Annotated in this window: 12 protein-coding genes; 2 read left to right on the forward strand and 10 right to left on the reverse strand. The window is 61.1% G+C overall.

The window, feature by feature from the left end; all coding sequences use genetic code 11:
• Positions 1 to 5: 5 nt before the first annotated feature.
• Positions 6 to 323, forward strand: coding sequence for an SCP2 sterol-binding domain-containing protein (locus AC07N4_RS03305; protein WP_085730743.1), 318 nt, complete (start codon positions 6 to 8; stop codon positions 321 to 323).
• 52 nt (positions 324 to 375) lie between these two features.
• Here the strand turns inward: AC07N4_RS03305 and AC07N4_RS03310 are convergent, their stop codons facing one another.
• The 10 genes from AC07N4_RS03310 to AC07N4_RS03355 form a co-directional block, all read right to left on the reverse strand.
• Positions 376 to 1,959, reverse strand: coding sequence for an ABC transporter ATP-binding protein (locus AC07N4_RS03310; RefSeq protein WP_493064931.1), 1,584 nt, complete (start codon positions 1,957 to 1,959; stop codon positions 376 to 378).
• Between the two features lies 1 nt (position 1,960).
• A complete protein-coding gene (locus AC07N4_RS03315; protein ID WP_102621770.1) occupies positions 1,961 to 2,983 on the reverse strand; it encodes an ABC transporter permease in 1,023 nt (340 codons plus the stop codon).
• Positions 2,977 to 4,047, reverse strand: coding sequence for a microcin C ABC transporter permease YejB (locus AC07N4_RS03320; RefSeq protein WP_102621771.1), 1,071 nt, complete (start codon positions 4,045 to 4,047; stop codon positions 2,977 to 2,979). The genes AC07N4_RS03315 and AC07N4_RS03320 overlap by 7 nt, the downstream gene beginning before the upstream one ends.
• Entirely contained in the window at positions 4,034 to 5,884 is a 1,851-nt protein-coding gene (locus tag AC07N4_RS03325) for an extracellular solute-binding protein (RefSeq protein ID WP_493064932.1), read from the reverse strand. Before AC07N4_RS03325 ends, AC07N4_RS03320 begins: the two co-directional genes overlap by 14 nt.
• A 114-nt stretch (positions 5,885 to 5,998) precedes the next feature.
• Positions 5,999 to 8,653: a TonB-dependent receptor gene (locus AC07N4_RS03330; protein WP_493064933.1), complete on the reverse strand. Its 2,655-nt coding sequence runs from the start codon at positions 8,651 to 8,653 to the stop codon at positions 5,999 to 6,001.
• A 118-nt stretch (positions 8,654 to 8,771) separates the two neighbouring features.
• Positions 8,772 to 9,275 (reverse strand): RES family NAD+ phosphorylase, encoded by a 504-nt coding sequence (locus AC07N4_RS03335; protein WP_192558160.1) that lies wholly within the window; start codon positions 9,273 to 9,275, stop codon positions 8,772 to 8,774.
• Entirely contained in the window at positions 9,272 to 9,748 is a 477-nt protein-coding gene (locus AC07N4_RS03340; protein ID WP_096819974.1) for an antitoxin Xre/MbcA/ParS toxin-binding domain-containing protein, read from the reverse strand. The genes AC07N4_RS03335 and AC07N4_RS03340 overlap by 4 nt, the downstream gene beginning before the upstream one ends.
• A 269-nt stretch (positions 9,749 to 10,017) precedes the next feature.
• A complete protein-coding gene (locus AC07N4_RS03345; RefSeq protein WP_493064934.1) occupies positions 10,018 to 12,939 on the reverse strand; it encodes a TonB-dependent receptor domain-containing protein in 2,922 nt (973 codons plus the stop codon).
• A 91-nt stretch (positions 12,940 to 13,030) separates the two neighbouring features.
• Entirely contained in the window at positions 13,031 to 13,981 is a 951-nt protein-coding gene (locus tag AC07N4_RS03350; protein ID WP_493064935.1) for a FecR domain-containing protein, read from the reverse strand.
• A complete protein-coding gene (locus AC07N4_RS03355) occupies positions 13,978 to 14,484 on the reverse strand; it encodes a sigma-70 family RNA polymerase sigma factor (protein ID WP_096819977.1) in 507 nt (168 codons plus the stop codon). Before AC07N4_RS03355 ends, AC07N4_RS03350 begins: the two co-directional genes overlap by 4 nt.
• Before the next feature lie 298 nt (positions 14,485 to 14,782).
• Here AC07N4_RS03355 and AC07N4_RS03360 point away from each other — a divergent pair, with 298 nt between their 5' ends.
• Positions 14,783 to 16,501, forward strand: coding sequence for a hydrogenase maturation protein (locus tag AC07N4_RS03360; RefSeq protein WP_493064936.1), 1,719 nt, complete (start codon positions 14,783 to 14,785; stop codon positions 16,499 to 16,501).
• The last annotated feature ends 71 nt before the right edge of the window (positions 16,502 to 16,572 follow it).

Below are 16,572 nucleotides of genomic sequence, written 5' to 3' on the forward strand. Positions count from 1 at the left end.
GAACCATGACCTCCGTAGCTGATGCCGTAAAAGCAATGCAAGCCAAGTTCAACCCAGCCGCTGCTGCCGGTCTGGATCTGATCTTCGGTTTCAACATCACTGACGAAGACAAGCACTACGCCCTGATCGTCAAAGACGGCACTTGCGACATCCAGGAAGGCGAAAATGCCGACGCCAACTGCACGCTCGTGCTGGACAGCGAAACCCTGAAAGGCATCGTCAGCGGCGAAACCGACGGCATGCAAGCCTTCATGGGCGGCAAGCTGCGCGTTGAAGGCGACATGATGCTGTCGATGAAACTGTCCGAGCTGTTCCCGGCATAAGTCGGCAGCCAGACTGCAAACAAATCCCGCCCCTGTGGCGGGATTTGTCGTTTCAGGCGCTCGAACCGGCAAACGACGCCGCCAGCAACTCCCGCGTATAAGGGTGTTTTGCCGAGCCGAACAACTCGCCCGTTTCCCCTCGCTCCACCACCTCGCCATCCTTCATCACGATCAGGTCGTGGGCCAGTGCCCGCACTACCGCCAGGTCATGACTGATGAACAGATACGTCAGACCGTGTTCCTCCTGTAACCGGCGCAACAGCGCGACGATCTGTTTCTGCACCGTGCGATCCAGCGCCGACGTCGGCTCGTCGAGCAGGATCAGATCCGGCTTGAGCACCAACGCCCGGGCAATGGCGATGCGTTGCCGCTGCCCGCCGGAAAACTCGTGGGGATAGCGATGACGTGTCGCCGGATCGAGGCCCACCTCCCGCAAGACATCAATCACGGCCTGCTCACGTTCCCGCGCATTCATGTCGCTGTGCACCTGCAGCCCCTCGGCGATGATCTGCTCCACGCACAAGCGCGGACTGAGGCTGCCGAACGGATCCTGAAACACCACTTGCAGGCGTTTGCGCAGCGGCCGTAGCTGCTTTCCGCTCAGGCCTTCCAGCGCCGTGCCTTCGAAACGGATGCTGCCGTCAGCCTCGATCAGCCGCAGGATCGCCTGGCCGAGGGTGGACTTGCCGGAGCCCGACTCACCGACAATCCCCAAGGTCCGCCCCCGTTGCAGGCTCAGATCGATACCGTTGACCGCGTGCAGATACGACTTTGGGCGCAGCCAGCCGCCACCGAGTCGAAAGCGCACGTTGAGATCGCACACTTGCAACAGTTCCTCCGACTTGTCCCGACACAGCGCCATGCCCCCGGGTTCGGCGTTAAGCAATTCAATACTGTAGGGATGCTGCGGCGCCCGGAACAGTTGCTCGCAAGTCGCCTGTTCGACGATCTCGCCGCCGCTCATCACCGCGACTCGCTGGGCGATGGTGCGTACCAGATTCAAGTCGTGACTGATGATCAGCAGCGCCATGCCCAGGCGTTGTTGCAGCTCTTTTAGCAACAGAAGAATCTTGCGCTGCACGGTAACATCGAGGGCAGTGGTCGGCTCATCGGCGATCAGTAACTGAGGCTCGCACGCCAGCGCCATCGCGATCATCACTCGCTGCCGTTGCCCGCCGGAGAGCTGATGTGGATAAGCCTTCAGACGTTCACTTGGGCGTTGAATGCCCACCAGTTCCAACAGCTCCAGAATCCGTTTGCGCGCCGCCGCGCCTGCCAGACCTCTGTGCAGCGCCAGACTTTCGCCGAGTTGTCGCTCGATGCTGTGCAACGGGTTGAGCGAACTCATCGGCTCCTGAAAAATCATCGCAATGCGGTTGCCGCGCAATTGCCGCAGATAGCGCTCGTGCACACCCAGCAACTCTTCGCCGCCATAACGAATGCTGCCGTCGATCTTCGTGATGTTCGGGTCCAGCAGTTGCAGAATGCTGTGGGCCGTCACCGACTTGCCGGAACCGGACTCCCCCACCAGCGCCAGGCATTCACCCGGACGGATGTCGAGATCGATGCCGTGGACCACTTCCTGGCCTTTGAAGGCAACCCGCAGGTCGCGTATTTCGATTAAATGTTCACGCATATCAAGTCCTGGGGTCGAAGGCATCACGGCACGCTTCGCCGATGAATACGAGCAATGAAAGAATCAGCGCGAGTGCAAAAAACGCTGTCAGGCCCAGCCACGGCGCTTGCAGATTGGTCTTGCCCTGACCGATCAATTCACCCAGCGACGCACTGCCCGCCGGCATGCCGAAACCCAGGAAATCCAGCGCAGACAACGTCGCGATGGCTCCGGTGAGAATGAACGGCAGGTACGTCAGCGTCGCGCTCATGGCATTGGGCAGGATGTGCCGCACGATCACCTGCGCATCGCCGACGCCCAGTGCCCGCGCCGCTTTCACGTACTCGAGCCCACGGCTGCGCAGAAACTCGGCGCGCACCACGTCGACCAGGCTCAGCCAGGAAAACAGCGCCATGATGCCCAGCAGCCACCAGAAATTCGGCTCGACGAAGCCCGACAGAATGATCAGCAGATACAACACCGGCAGCCCCGACCAGACCTCCAGCAAACGCTGTCCGATCAAGTCGACCCAACCGCCGTAGTAGCCCTGCAACGCACCGGCGGCGATGCCGATCAACGCACTGGTCGCGGTCAGTGCCAAGGCAAACAGCAGTGACACCCGCGTACCGAAAATCACCCGCGCCAGCACATCCCGCGCCTGATCATCAGTGCCCAGCCAGTTCTCACCGGTGGGAGGGCTCGGTGCCGGTTCCGTGAGGTCGTAATTGACCGTGTCGAAACCGAAGGGGATCGGCGCAAACCACATCCGCCCGCCCTGCCCCTCGATCAGCTCGCGCACCTGGGCGCTGCGATAGTCGGGCTGAAACGGCAACTCGCCGCCGAAATCCTGTTCGGTGTAACGCTTGAACGCCGGAAAATACCAACCGCCCTGGTAGCTCACCAACAGCGGTTTATCGTTGGCGACCAGTTCACCGCCAAGGCTCAAACCAAAGAGCGCAAGAAACAGCCACAACGACCACCAGCCGCGCCGATGGGCCTTGAACCGCGCCCAGCGGCGCTGTCCGATGGGAGATAACGTCAGCATCGGGCGGCCCTCGCAGAGAAGTCGATACGCGGGTCGACCAGCGTGTAGCACAAGTCACCGAGCAGTTTTATCAAGAGTCCGAACAGGGTGAAGATGAACAGCGAACCGAACACCACCGGGTAATCCCTCGACACCGCCGCCTCGTAACTCAGGCGCCCGAGACCATCGAGGGAAAAAATCACCTCGATCAGCAGCGAGCCGCCGAAGAACACGGTCACCAGCGCCTGAGGCAACCCGGCGACCACCAGCAGCATCGCATTGCGAAACACGTGTCCGTACAACACCTGTCGCTCACTCAACCCCTTGGCCCGGGCCGTGACCACGTACAGCCGCGAGATCTCGTTGAGGAAGCTGTTCTTGGTCAGGATCGTCAGGGTCGCGAAACCACCGATCACCAGCGCGCTGACCGGCAACACCAGATGCCAGAAGTAGTCCGCCACCTTGCCCCACGGCGTCAGCTCGGCGAAGTTGTCCGAGACCAGCCCGCGCACCGGAAACCAGTCCAGCGCCGTACCGCCGGCAAACACCACGATCAACAACAGGGCGAACAGAAAGCCCGGCATCGCGTAACCGATGATGATCGCCGCGCTGCTCCAGACATCGAACGCCGAACCGTTGTGCACGGCCTTGCGAATGCCCAGCGGGATCGACACCAGATAGGTGATCAACGTCGCCCACAGACCCAGCGACAAGGTCACCGGCAATTTCTGCCAGATCAATTCCGTCACCGTCGCGCCCCGGAAGAAACTCTTGCCGAAGTCCAGTTGCGCGTAGCTTTTGAGCATCAGCCACAAGCGCTCGCTGGCGGGTTTGTCGAACCCGTACTGACGCTCGATATCGGCCACCAGTTTCGGGTCCAGGCCACGGGTCGCGCGGGACTCGCCGCCAATGGTTTCGACATGACTTGCACCCACTGCCCCACCGACACCGATCCCCTGCAAACGGGCGATGGCCTGCTCGACCGGGCCACCGGGCGCAGCCTGCACGATCACGAAGTTCACCAACAGAATCGCCAACAAGGTCGGCACGATCAGCAGCAGACGCCGCAGGCTATAACCCCACATGGGCCAACTCCTTTTGCTGTTTTTGCGCCTGAGTGGCGGTCAACGCCGTCGGACTGATTTCCCACCAGGTATCCAGGCCAGCGTCGTACAGCGGCGCAATCGCCGGCCGGCCGAAACGGTTCCACCACACCGTGGAAATACCCGGTGGGTAATAGTTGGGAATCCAGTAGTAGCCCCACTGCAACACCCGGTCCAGCGCACGGGCATGGCGCAACAGACTCGCGCGGCTGTCGGCCTGCACCACGCCTTCGAGCAGCGCATCCACCGCCGGATCACGCAGCACCATGTAGTTGTTGGAACCCGGATCATCGGCGCCGTCGGAGCCGAAGTAATTGAACATTTCGCGCCCTGGTGCCTGACTCACCGGATAACCGACGACGATCATGTCGTAGTCGCGATTGCGCACGCGGTTGGTGTATTGCGCGGTGTCGACCTGACGAATATCGAAGCCGATGCCGATCTGCGCCAGGTTGCGGTTGAACGGCAGCAACAAGCGCTCGAAACCTTTCTGGCCGTTGAGAAAGGTGAATTGCAGCGGCTCGCCGGCGGCATTCACCAGTTGATCGCCACGGGGTTTCCAACCAGCGGCCTCCAGCAGTTTCAGCGCCTGCAACTGTTGTGCGCGGATGTTGCCGCTGCCGTCGGTGCGCGGCGCCTCGAACACCTGACTGAACACCTCATCGGGGATCTTGCCGCGCCAGGGTTCTAGGATTTTCAGTTCTCCGGCGTCCGGCAATTCAGTCGCCGACAGCGCGCTGTGGGAGAAGTAACTGCGCTGGCGCAGGTACATGCTGCGCATCATCTGCCGATTGCTCCATTCGAAATCCCAGAGCATGGCGATCGCTTGGCGCACCCGGCGATCCTGAAACATCGGTTTCTGCAGGTTGAACACGAAACCCTGAGCGCCTTGAGCGGCACCGGGAGCGAGGTGTTCGCGCAACAGTTTGCCCTGCTCCAGCGCTGCGCCGGCATAACCGATGGTGTAACTGGTGGCGGAGAACTCGCGGTTGTAATCGAAGCCGCCGGCCTTGAGCACTTGCCGCGATACGTCGGTATCGGCGAAGAACTCCACACTCAACTGATCGAAGTTGTAGAGCCCGCGACTGATTGGCAGATCCTTGCCCCACCAGTCCTGAACCCGCTGGAATTTCACACTGCGACCGGCATCCACCGCACTGACCCGATAGGGGCCGCTGCCGGGCGGAATCTCGAAACCAGCGCCTTCGGCAAAGTCCCGGGTGCGCCACCAATGCTCGGGCAGCACGGGCAGCACCGCCAGATCCAGCGGCAACGTACGGCTGTCGTTGTTCTTGAACACGAAGCGCACCTGGGTTGGCGACTCGACCTGCACTTGGGCGACATCCCGAAACTGCTGCCGATACTTCAGGCTGCCCTGGGTGGTGAACAGCTCGAAGGTGTAGCGCACGTCCTCGGCGGTGATCGGCGTGCCGTCATCGAAACGCGCCGCTGGATTGAGATAGAAGCGCACCCAGCGCCGATCCGTGTCCAGTTCCATGCGTTGTGCCACCAGGCCGTAGACGCTGTAGGGCTCATCCTTGCTGCGATAAGCCAGTGGCGCGTAGAGCCAGCCATCGATCTCTGCGACGCCGGTGCCTTTTTCGACATAGGGAATCAGGTGATCGAACGGACCGCTTTCCAGCGAAGAACGCCGCAGGCTGCCGCCCTTGGGTGCGTCGGGGTTGGCGTAGGCCAGGTGCTGAAAGTCCGGGGCGTACTTCGGGGCCTCGCCGTAGACCGTGAGGGCATGTTGAGGCTGCGCAAATATCGCCGGGCTCAGCACAAGACATACGCCCAGCAAAGTGAGTCTGGAAAACATGGGCAGATCCTTTAACCGCGTACCTGCCTACCTTTGATGTGCAGCGGGCAGGCATTTTTTATAGGGCCGGTTTTAGAACGATCGGTTACTAAAACCGGCACCGACTGGTCACTCTCAGAACTTGTAGTTGACCCGCGTGAACAGCGTCCGCCCGAACGGATCGCCGTATTTCGGGTCGTAGCCGCTCTGGAACGTGTAGGTCTGGTTGCTGAATGGCGGCTCGCGGTCGAACAGGTTCTTCACCCCCAGCGTCACGGCCAGGGTCTTGCGCCAGGTGTAGGTACCGGCCACGTCCCAGACGTTGTAGGAGCCAACGTAGTCGTGGGTCTCACGATCCGAGTCGTGATAACCGCTGGTGTAGCGGTTGGTCAGGCTTGCGCCGAACGGGCCGTAGTTCCAGCTGCCGGTCAGGCTGTGACGCCAACGGGCCACGGCACCGGCCGAAGCAAAGTCGCCGCCGCGAAAATCGCCGAGTTTGTCGATGTAGTCGCCCTTGAGCTGTTGCTGATACTCGTAACGACTGACATAGGTCCCTTGCAGACCAATCCCGAAATCGCCGTAAGCCGTGCTTGGCAAGCGGTAGTCGAAACTCACGTCGACACCGTTGGTCTTGATCTTGCCCAGGTTGGCCAGTCCCGTGACGATGTGATCGATGGAGCCATCAGGCTTGCGGATTAAACGATCCGGGTACAGTTCCGGGTTTTCGAACACCGCCGACTCAGGGAATTCGGCGATCTGGTTGGCGATATTGATCCACCAGAAATCCAGCCCGGTGGTCAGGCGATCGAACGGCTGATACACGAAGCCGAGGGTGACGTTGCGCGCGGTTTCCGGGCTCAGGTCCCTGTTGCCGCCGGTCCGACTGTTGAACTGCTGAGCGCAGTCGCGGTTGGCGATCCCGCCGTTGCTCGGGTTGCCACCGGCACACAGCCGCGGGTCGTTGTAATTGGCCACGGTGAACGTGGTGAAGTTCGGGTTATAGAGCTCATACAGCGACGGCGCGCGGAAACCTTCACTATAGGCGCCGCGAACCACCAGCTCCTTGAACGGCTGGAAGCGGAACGAGTATTTCGGGTTGGTGGTGCTGCCGAAATCGCTGTATTTGTCGTGGCGCACGGCGGCGGACAGTTCCAGGCTGTCGAGCACCGGCACGTTGACCTCGGCGTACTGCGCCGAGACGCTGCGGTCCCCGGTGACGCTGGCATTGGGGTCAACGCCCAGGCTCTGCACATCAGCCGCGAACTGGGCGAAATCCTGATGGAAGTCTTCCTTTCGGTACTCGCCACCCAGTGCCAGCGCCGAAGGGCCTGCGCCAAACCAGTCACCAATCTCGCGGCTGACACGGCCATCAATCGCCTTCACCCGGCCAACAGCTGTTCCGTAATCGCCGTCCACCGCGTTGGCCGCCAGCAACGCGGAACCTGCAGCCGTCTGCGGGCCGAACGGGTTGATCACGCCATTGGCAATGCCCTGGCTGACAGCCCGGTCGTTCACATAACCGCTACGGATGGTATTGACCACTTTGTTCTGGTTGTACGAGGCACCGACGTTGTAGTCCCAACCGACGAGCGTGCCGTCGAAGCTCAGCAGCAGGCGCTGACCCGTGTTGTCGTCCTCATGCTGGCGAGCACCGACAGCGGTTTCGCGCCAGTTCACGTCTACCGGTTGCGTTGGATCAAGGGCAAAACCGCTCGGCCCCGGGGTGATGCCGTTGCCCGGATAAAACGCAGTACCAGGATTGACCTGATTGCCCATCAACGTACCGGGGCCGATCTGGGTGCGGTTTTCGTTGCGCGCCCAGAAGTATTCGAGGCTGACGTTGTGATCGTCCGACAGCTTGCCGGTGGCTTTGGCGAAGGCCGACGTCTTTTCGGTTTCCGGCACCAGATCGAGGTAATTCCACAGGCTCTGGCGGCAGATGCCGTTGCGCGACAGCAGGCCCGGTGCATTGCAACCGGAACCGGCCAACGGGTTGGTGGCGTTGCTGCCCTGACTCCAGTTGGCGGGTGACGCGGTACCGGAGGTGTAATCAAGTCCTCGCCCCGGCTGGTAGTTGTAGGTGTAGGCGCGATCTTCGGCGGCCAGCCGTTGCTGCTTGTCGTAACTCACAACGCCGAACACGTTGAAGCGATCGTCCTGCAAATCTCCAAAACCCCAACTACCGCTGAAGTTGCGGCTTTCACCGCCACCGGAATGGGTCGGCGTGTCGTAGTTGGTGCTGATCTGACCTTCGGTGAGGCTGGTCTTGGTGATGAAGTTGATCACCCCGCCGATGGCATCGGTGCCGTACAACGCCGAAGCACCGTCGCGCAGCACTTCAACCCGGTCGATGGCGGCGAACGGGATGGTATTGAGGTCCACGCCGGAGCCGTTGATGGCGTTGGTCGCGTTATTGCTCAAGCGGCGACCGTTAAGCAGCACCAGCGTCTTGTTCGGGCCAATGCCTCGCAGGTCAGCGTAAGACGCCCCGCCGCTGCTCGAACCTACCGAACGTCCGGAGCCCACGGAAGACTGGTTGGCAGAAATGCGATTGACCAGCTCTTCTGTGGTCGTCACACCTTGCTTCTGCAATTCTTCGACCCGGAGGATGGTGACGGGTACCGCTGTTTCGGCATCGACTCGGCGGATCGCGGTACCAGTGACTTCAACCCGTTGCAGTTGGGTGGTCGGCTCTGTAGCACTGCTGTCGGCGGCAATCGCCGGCAATGTGTTGATCGCCAGCAGCAAGGCCAGGCTCAACGGGGATTTAACGGGTGAAAATCGAATCATGAACAGCCATCCCTGCGTTTTGGTTTATGCAGGGATGTGCGATGGCAGATGGCGATTTATAGGGCGCGATTTAGACCGTTGGGTGCTGAGGTTATGCAAAAAAAGGCATGTGGATTGCTCAGGCCAGTTCTGCATCCCTCAGCAATCGTGTATCCAGCCCGAACCGCTCTTGCGAGACCATCCTGAATTGCCCTTCCGCCAAATCGCAGCTCACCAGCAAGTTCCACGAATGCCGGGTGGCTGCCGAGGGGATCAGTACGAACGGATGCTCGGCGAGCAATGCATCGGCAAAATCCTGCTGGTTAGGCGAAGACTGTGCCGGGCTCATCCAGTAAGGGTTGGGCAGCTCCTCGGGTTGCACGATTTTCACAAGTGCCTCACTGATCACCTCAAAGCACGTCAGCACATAGGGACTTTTATCCAGTGCGTTAAAACTCCCATGAGCTGCCACCTCCAGAATGGCGGTAGAGGGATCGATCGAGGCATAAACGACACGCCGGCCGGGCCGGTTCCATCGGCCACCCTGCAGTTCCGAACCAATACCGCTGTCCCAGGTGCATCGATAAACCTCAGGGTCCAGCCGCCACGCGTACCAACGGTCGTCCCAAGGCAACGGGTTCATTGATAAACCCCGTATTTGATTCGGTGCAGATAAGCATCGACCGATTGATACCCCAAAGAGCTCTCAATCAATGCGACGGGTCTGTAACCGTTTAACCATTTGGTTGCCTTGTTCAACCATTCCTCGGCGCTCGACTGATCGTGGAACACCTCGATGGCGGACTCCAGAGCGTGCGCATACTGGAAGGCGATCATGCTCTGCTGGCGGCTCAGGCGCGTAGGCTCGTCGCTGTTAAGCAAGCGCCGTACGGTTCTGACGGACCTTCCGGTGATGAGCTGCACAAGTTCGCTTTCCCGGTACAGCTCAGACGTTGAAATCATGTTGACGACGTCACGCAGATCAAAGCCTTCCAGCGCATAACGGATGATGTACATGGTGTCCCTGTCCCATATCCGGCCATGCAGCAACAACTCCACGGGTTTGCCCTCGACTCTCTTCAGCCCGGTGAGCCGGGGTGCTTTTGTCTGGGGCATGGGAGCACCCTCCGTAGGGCACCTGGCGTGATCGGCACGCCAGAAATCACGAGGGGAATAAGTAGAGTTTTCGTGCTCGAGATGTGCGGTTCGCATAATCCATCCAATGTCAGGGGCCCGAGCGTTCAGGCCGGTCAGTGACTTCATGTCACGACCGATGCTATAGGCCCCGCTTCCGACGGCCAACCTTAAAAAGTCGTCGGAAATATCCCTGCTTTCACTCAAAATCCGGCAACTTCCGTAGGACGCTGCCGAGCAGCGTTCCTCGCTCAACTCCCGAAGTGATAACTCACATCCAGCCACCACTGACGGCCGTAAGGGTCGTAGTTGCCGGTCGGGTAATACGGCCAGCCTGCCGAGTCGTCATGTTTGACCTGATTGAGCACGTTGTTCACGGTCAGCCCGACGCTTGCCCGGTCGTTCAAGCGATAGCGCGCACTGGCATTGAACACCGTCCACGGCGACAGACGCCCGTCACCCGCGCCGTTGGTGACCGAGCCATACCGAATGCCCATCAGCGTCGCTGTGGCCTTCTGATAGTCCCAGGTCAGGCTGGCGTTGACCTTGCTGCGCCAGTCGTAGTTGGTGCGCGAAGTGCGCCAGTCCTGGGTCGGGGCTTCGTCCGATTCCTTGTAGAAGTGCGACAACACCAGGGTGTAGCCCAGCGCCGAACTGAACGCGCCGTACTGGCCCGCGCCCCAACGAATATTGCTCTTGAAATCGAGACCGCTGACCCGCTCGCTGGCCGCGTTGATCGCATTCACCCGCACCCGCTGCAACTGGTTGGGATCGATGGCGGCATTGCCGGGATTGCGGTCAACACGCGCGAGGGTCGACTGGCAGTTGGCCGAGTTGATGTCCTGGGTGCCGTTGCGGCATTCGTTCTCCTGCTGCAACAGGCGGTTTTCGTCGACGGTGGTCAGCAGGTCATCGATTTCCACGCGCCAGAAGTCGGTGGAAAAATCGAAGTTGCGCGACGGCGACCAGACAAAACCGTAGGTCCACGACTTGCCGCGTTCGGATTCCAGATCCGCCGTGCCGCTTTGTGTGTAGTCGACCCGCCCACGATCACACGCGCCCGCCACGCCCTGGCTGCAACCGTAATAATCGATCTGCGCCGGGTAGTAACCGTTGCTGTCGGACTGGTAGATGTAGTTCAAGTCCGGAGCCCGGAAACTGGTGCCGTAGCTGCCGCGCAACAACAGGCTGGTGACCGGTCGCCATTCGATACCGAGGTTGTAGGTTTTCTGCTGTTCGCTGCGCCCGCTGAATTTGTATTGGTCCCAGCGCCCCGCCGCCGTCGCCAGCACTGTGTCGGTCACCGGAATGCTGAACTCACCACCCGCCGCGTATCGCTTGCGCGAACCGCCGGAGCTTTGCGCCGGCGTCACGCCATAGAAACTGCCGTCGTTGAGGCTGTCGTCCGGGTCGATCCGGTATTCCTGTTTGCCTGCTTCCAGTACGCCGGCAAATCCGACCGGGCCGGCCGGCAGGTCAAACAGATCGCCATTGACCGAGGCGTTGTAACTGGTGGACACCGACTTGCTGCTCTGGGTCAGGTTGCCGCGAAACTGCTCCCATTCCTGCGGCGTCAATGGCCGGTCGAGGCGCGCGGCGTCCGGGGAAAATACCAGGTAGCCGCCGCGCGTGCCGAGCTGCGGGCCGAGATAGAAATCCTGGATCGACGACAGCGGCGTGTAGCGTGTGGTGCGCACGCTTTTATATTCCGAGCGATTGGCCGCCAGATCATAGTGCCAGCCGGTGTCGGCGATTTTGTCCGACAGCCCCAGCGTGCCGGTCCACGAGGTGTCGCGCCACTTGCTGTTGTTACTGGTGCGCCCGCCGATTTCTTCTTCACCGAAACGGCGATACCAACGTTCCAGATTGCCGCTGTTCTGGTTGATGAAGTCCGGCGAGGTGAAGGTCGGGCCACGGGTGTTGTTCTGAATGTGGTCGAGGCCATACATCAGATCAGCGAACACCTGGCCGCTATCGCTGAAATGCCAGGTGCCGCGGGTGTAGCCGTCGTAGTTTTCCTTTTGCGTCTGGATCGTCCAGTAATCGTTGTACATCTGGTCGGTGCGGCAGCGCCCGCCGCTGTTGAACAGTTTGTTGTCGAACGTGCCTTGATAAGCGCCGCAGCCCGGCCCCAGATAACGGTTGTTGCTCAAGTCGCGGCGGTAACCGACATCCGCCAACGGCCCGCTCTGCATGAAACCTCGGTCATCGGCCCAGATCGGATCACGATTGGTCAGCTCAAGCCCGAACAAACCATCGAAGTCGCCCCAGCTGCCGCCGCCGCTGATCTGCAACCGCTGATTGTCACCGCCGCCGCGCTCGCTGGTGCCGCCCTTGAGGTTGACGTCGACGCCATTCATTTTGTCCTTGAGGATGATGTTCACCACCCCGGCAATCGCATCCGAACCGTAGATCGCCGAGGCGCCGCTGCTGAGGATTTCGATGCGGTCGATGATCGCCGACGGAATGTTCGCAAGATTGGTGAAGTTGACCTTGCCGTCGTACGGCGTCGGGTAATCGGCGACCCGCCGGCCATTGATCAGCACCAGCGTGTGGTTGGGCCCCAGGCCGCGCAGGTTGAGGGCGCTGGCGGCCGGTTGCCAGGTGTTGCCGTAATCTTCGCCCTGGGTCATGCCGGTGTTTTGCGTCTGCGTGGCGAGCGCGTCGTAGACGTTCTTGTAGCCCCGCGCTTCCATTTCTTCGTGGGTGATGACGTTGACCGGCGTCGCGCCATCGGACTGCGCCCGGGCGATCCGCGAACCGGTGACGGTGACTTTTTCCATGCGGTAATCGGCGTTGCTGGCAGGTGCCACGACGGCAGCCTTGACCGGTGCGGCGCTCGTTACCTCGGCCTGGCGAATGCTCAAACCCTGAGTGCCCTGCTCGACTTGCAGACCGCTGCCGAGCAACGCCTTCTCCACCGCCTGCCGGCCGCCCAACGCACCGCGCACGGCACTGCTGCGCTTGCCCTGCACCAGATTCTGACTGAAGGAAATCGGCACGCCGGTCTGGCGCGAGATATCCAGCAGCACCTCGTCGAGGGCTCCTGCGGCGATGTCGAAGGTAAAGACCTGAGTGGCGGCGTCTTGCGCCAATACGGCCGAAGGAACGATGCCCATCGCCAGCGCGGCGGCCAGCGTCAGGCGGGGTAATTGTTGTTTGAATAAGAACATCGAGGGGCTTCCCTGTTGAAGGCGTCTGCAGGGAATGAGCAGCGGGCCGGCGCTTTTTATAGGGTCGCGGATAGACCAGGAAGTTATGGTTTTATAACCGTGCTTCGATGCTCACCCAGTACGGGTTGTGCCAGGTGACGCGGATCGGCAGCGAACGTTCGAGCAATTGCAAGGTGCGGTCGCTGTCGTCCAACGGATAGAGGCCGCTGAGGCGCAGACCGGCGACGTCGGGGCTCAGGTGCAGAATGCCGCGACGGTAGCTGCGCAGGCTGTCGATGACTTCGCTCAAGGGACGATCACGCACTTCGAGTCGCCCTTGCACCCAGGCGCTTTCCTGCCCTTTGCTGCGTTCCAGCGCGAGGATTTCCTGCCCGTTGAACAGCAGACTCTCGCCCGCCTCCACCACTTGCCGCGCGCCGCCAGCAGTAACCACTTCGACCTGCGAATGCAGCATCACCAGCCGCGTCGAATCCTCAGCACGCTGCACCAGGAATTTCGTACCGAGTGCGCGCATCCGCCCGTGCTCGGTTTCGACCACAAACGGTCGAGCCAGATTTTTCGCCACATCGACCAGCAGTTCACCGCTGCGCAATCCCAGCAGGCGCTCGACGTTATCGAATCGCGGCACCACACGGCTGCGGGCGTTCAGCGTCAGGGCGCTGCCATCCTCCAGCGTGAATTGACGGCGCTCCCCGGTCCCGGTCGACAACTCACCGGCCTCCGGCAGCCAGCCATAACGTCGGCCAAGCAAACCGGCCAGCACCGCAATGCCGAGCACACTCAGGCTGCCGCTGATAAATCGGCGGCGACTGCTGGAGGGCGTATTCAGGCTGTGCAGCACACTCTCACGCGGCAACCCGCGCAGGTTCGAATGACGCAGCAGATTCAGCCCGCCGCCCATTTGCTCGATGATCTGTTGATGCCGTGGATCCGCCGCACGCCAGGCGTCGAACGCTGCGCGCTCCTGCAGGCTGACATCCCCTGATTGCAACAGCGCCATCCATTGCGCGGCTTCGTCGATCAGCGTTTCGTCCGGCCTCATGCCTGCATCGCCTGATAGCAACGTTTGAACGCCTCGACCATGTATTGCTGCACACGGCTGGTGGACACGCCGAGGCGCTCGCCGATTTCACTGTAGGTCAGGCCGTCGAGCTGATGGTAGAGAAACGCAGCCTTGGCCTTGGCCGACAGACCGTTGAGCAAGCGATCCACCGCCAGCAGTGCTTCGATCACCAACGCCCGTTCTTCGGGTGACGGATGCACCGGCTCTGGCGCCAGGGCCAGGCTTTGCAGGTAGGCACGTTCAAGATCCTGCCGGCGCCAGCCTTCATACACCAGCCGCCGGGCAATCGTGGTCAACAGTGCGCGGGGTTCGCGTATGGCCAGTGGATCGGGCAACGCCAACACCCGAAGAAAGGTTTCCGAAGCAATGTCCTGTGCGCTGTGCGGGCAACCGAGGGTACGGCTGACTGCGGCGCACAACCATCGGTAGTCCTTTTGGAACATTTGCCCGATGACCTGGTAATGCGGGTTGTGACTCCCCATGCCTTACTCCCTGAAAACGGGCTCCACCCGCTGCGAAAATCCATGGATACGCCGGGATCGTCCGGCGTTGATCAGGGGAGCGACTGTGCAATAGCGTCGAAGACATTTGAAGTAATAAAAAATCAGGATCAGCAAACCTTTGAGAATAAGGCACGTCGTCGCCACGGCAACATTGGCTGACACAACGTTGATCTCGATCAGTGGTGCCGGCCACGCCAGTCTCTAACCTTGCGCCTCCATCGATAGCCACGGACGGCTCACCGGGAGCCTGCGGCTGACCCTTCAAGGAAGAGCAATCATGCGATCACTCAACATCATTCTTTTGTCGTCGGCGTTCAACGGTCTGACCCAACGTGCCTGGCTGGACCTGCGTCAGGCGGGCCATTCGCCCAGCGTGGTGCTGTTCACCGACGAAGCCGCCGTGTGCGAACAGATCGAAAACAGCGGCGCTGACTTGGTGATCTGCCCGTTTCTCAAGGACCGTGTCCCCCATGCGCTGTGGAGCAACCCGCAACGCCCGGTGGTGATCATCCACCCCGGCATCGTCGGCGATCGCGGCGCCAGCGCGCTGGACTGGGCGATCATGCGCGAACTGCCGTCCTGGGGCGTGACCGCCCTGCAAGCGGTGGAAGAAATGGACGCCGGCCCGGTCTGGGCTACCTGCGAATTCAACTTGCCGACAGGCTTGCGCAAATCCGAGCTGTACAACGGCCGGGTCAGTGACGCAGCGATCCGTTGCATCCGTGAAGTGGTCGAGAAGTTCATCGACGGTTTTGTCCCGATGGACCTGGATTACGCCGACCCGAAGGTTCTGGGGCGCCTGCAACCGAACATGAAGCAGGACGATCGCACCTTCGGTTGGCACGACTGCTCGCGCTTCATCAAGCGCTGCATCGACGCGGCTGACGGTCAGCCCGGCGTGCTCGCGAGCCTCGCTGGCGGCCAGTATTACGTGTACGACGCGCACCTTGATCAGCGCACCGGGATACCCGGCGAGATCCTCGCGGTGCACGACGATGCGGTGCTGGTGGCGACCGGTGATCACAGCCTGTGGATCGGCTCGCTGCGGCGCAAACCGCAACCGGGCGAAGAAACCTTCAAGCGACCGGCACGGCATGTGCTGGCCGGGCAACTGGCGCACGTGCCGGTGCTGGACTGGTCGATTGCCAATGCGCCGTTCAGCGACGAGGCGTATCAGCCGATCCGTTATCGCGAATCCGGGCAGGTCGGCGAGCTGACACTGGAGTTCTACAACGGCGCCATGAGCACCGAGCAGTGCCAGCGCATGGTCGAGGCCCTGCGCTGGGCCAAATCCCGCGACACTCAGGTGCTGTTGATCAAGGGTGGACGCGGCAGTTTTTCCAACGGTGTGCACCTGAACGTGATCCAGGCCGCCGAAGATCCGGGTGCCGAAGCCTGGGCCAATATCCAGGCGATCGACGATGTGTGCGAGGAATTGCTCAGCGCGCGGCAACTGGTGGTCAGCGGCGTCACCGGCAATGCCGGCGCGGGCGGTGTGATGCTCGCCCTGGCGGCTGACATCGTGTTCGCTCGCGCCGACATCGTGCTCAACCCGCATTACAAAAGCATGGGCCTGTACGGCTCGGAATACTGGACCTACAGCCTGCCCCGCGCCGTCGGCCCGGCCATGGCCGAACAACTGACCCAGGCCTGTCTGCCGGTCAGCGCTGCGCAGGCGCTACAACTGGGCATGGTCCAGGAAATCGGCCCGCGTTGCCCGGACGAGTTTGGTTTGTGGCTGCTGCAACGGGCCAATTCGGTACTGAGCGATCCGACGTATGCGCCAGTGCGTGAACGCAAGCTGCGGGTCGATCATGAGCTGATCCGCCAATGCCGCGAAACCGAGTTGCAAGAGATGCAGGAAGACATGCTGTACAACCGCAATCAGTTCGCCGAGAAGTGCCGGAATTTTGTGTACAAGCGCAAGACTTGCTGTACGCCGGCGCGGTTGGTGGAGGATTGGGCTCGGGTGGTTGAGACCGAGCTGGTCAGTTGATCGGCGGGTAAGAGGATCTAAAACCGTCCACCATGTCTCCGAACATGTGTTCACCATGTCTCCGGTACATA

Source organism: Pseudomonas sp. GW821-FHT09E04 (genome assembly GCF_059416185.1).

Coding starts and splice junctions, on each gene's coding strand:
- AC07N4_RS03360 (WP_493064936.1), top strand. CDS start 14,783: ATGCGATCACTCAACATCATTCTTTTGTCGTCGGCGTTCAACGGTCTG.
- AC07N4_RS03320 (WP_102621771.1), bottom strand. CDS start 4,047: ATGTGGGGTTATAGCCTGCGGCGTCTGCTGCTGATCGTGCCGACCTTG.
- AC07N4_RS03330 (WP_493064933.1), bottom strand. CDS start 8,653: ATGATTCGATTTTCACCCGTTAAATCCCCGTTGAGCCTGGCCTTGCTG.
- AC07N4_RS03305 (WP_085730743.1), top strand. CDS start 6: ATGACCTCCGTAGCTGATGCCGTAAAAGCAATGCAAGCCAAGTTCAAC.
- AC07N4_RS03310 (WP_493064931.1), bottom strand. CDS start 1,959: ATGCGTGAACATTTAATCGAAATACGCGACCTGCGGGTTGCCTTCAAA.
- AC07N4_RS03315 (WP_102621770.1), bottom strand. CDS start 2,983: ATGCTGACGTTATCTCCCATCGGACAGCGCCGCTGGGCGCGGTTCAAG.
- AC07N4_RS03355 (WP_096819977.1), bottom strand. CDS start 14,484: ATGGGGAGTCACAACCCGCATTACCAGGTCATCGGGCAAATGTTCCAA.
- AC07N4_RS03340 (WP_096819974.1), bottom strand. CDS start 9,748: ATGCCCCAGACAAAAGCACCCCGGCTCACCGGGCTGAAGAGAGTCGAG.
- AC07N4_RS03335 (WP_192558160.1), bottom strand. CDS start 9,275: ATGAACCCGTTGCCTTGGGACGACCGTTGGTACGCGTGGCGGCTGGAC.
- AC07N4_RS03345 (WP_493064934.1), bottom strand. CDS start 12,939: ATGTTCTTATTCAAACAACAATTACCCCGCCTGACGCTGGCCGCCGCG.
- AC07N4_RS03350 (WP_493064935.1), bottom strand. CDS start 13,981: ATGAGGCCGGACGAAACGCTGATCGACGAAGCCGCGCAATGGATGGCG.
- AC07N4_RS03325 (WP_493064932.1), bottom strand. CDS start 5,884: ATGTTTTCCAGACTCACTTTGCTGGGCGTATGTCTTGTGCTGAGCCCG.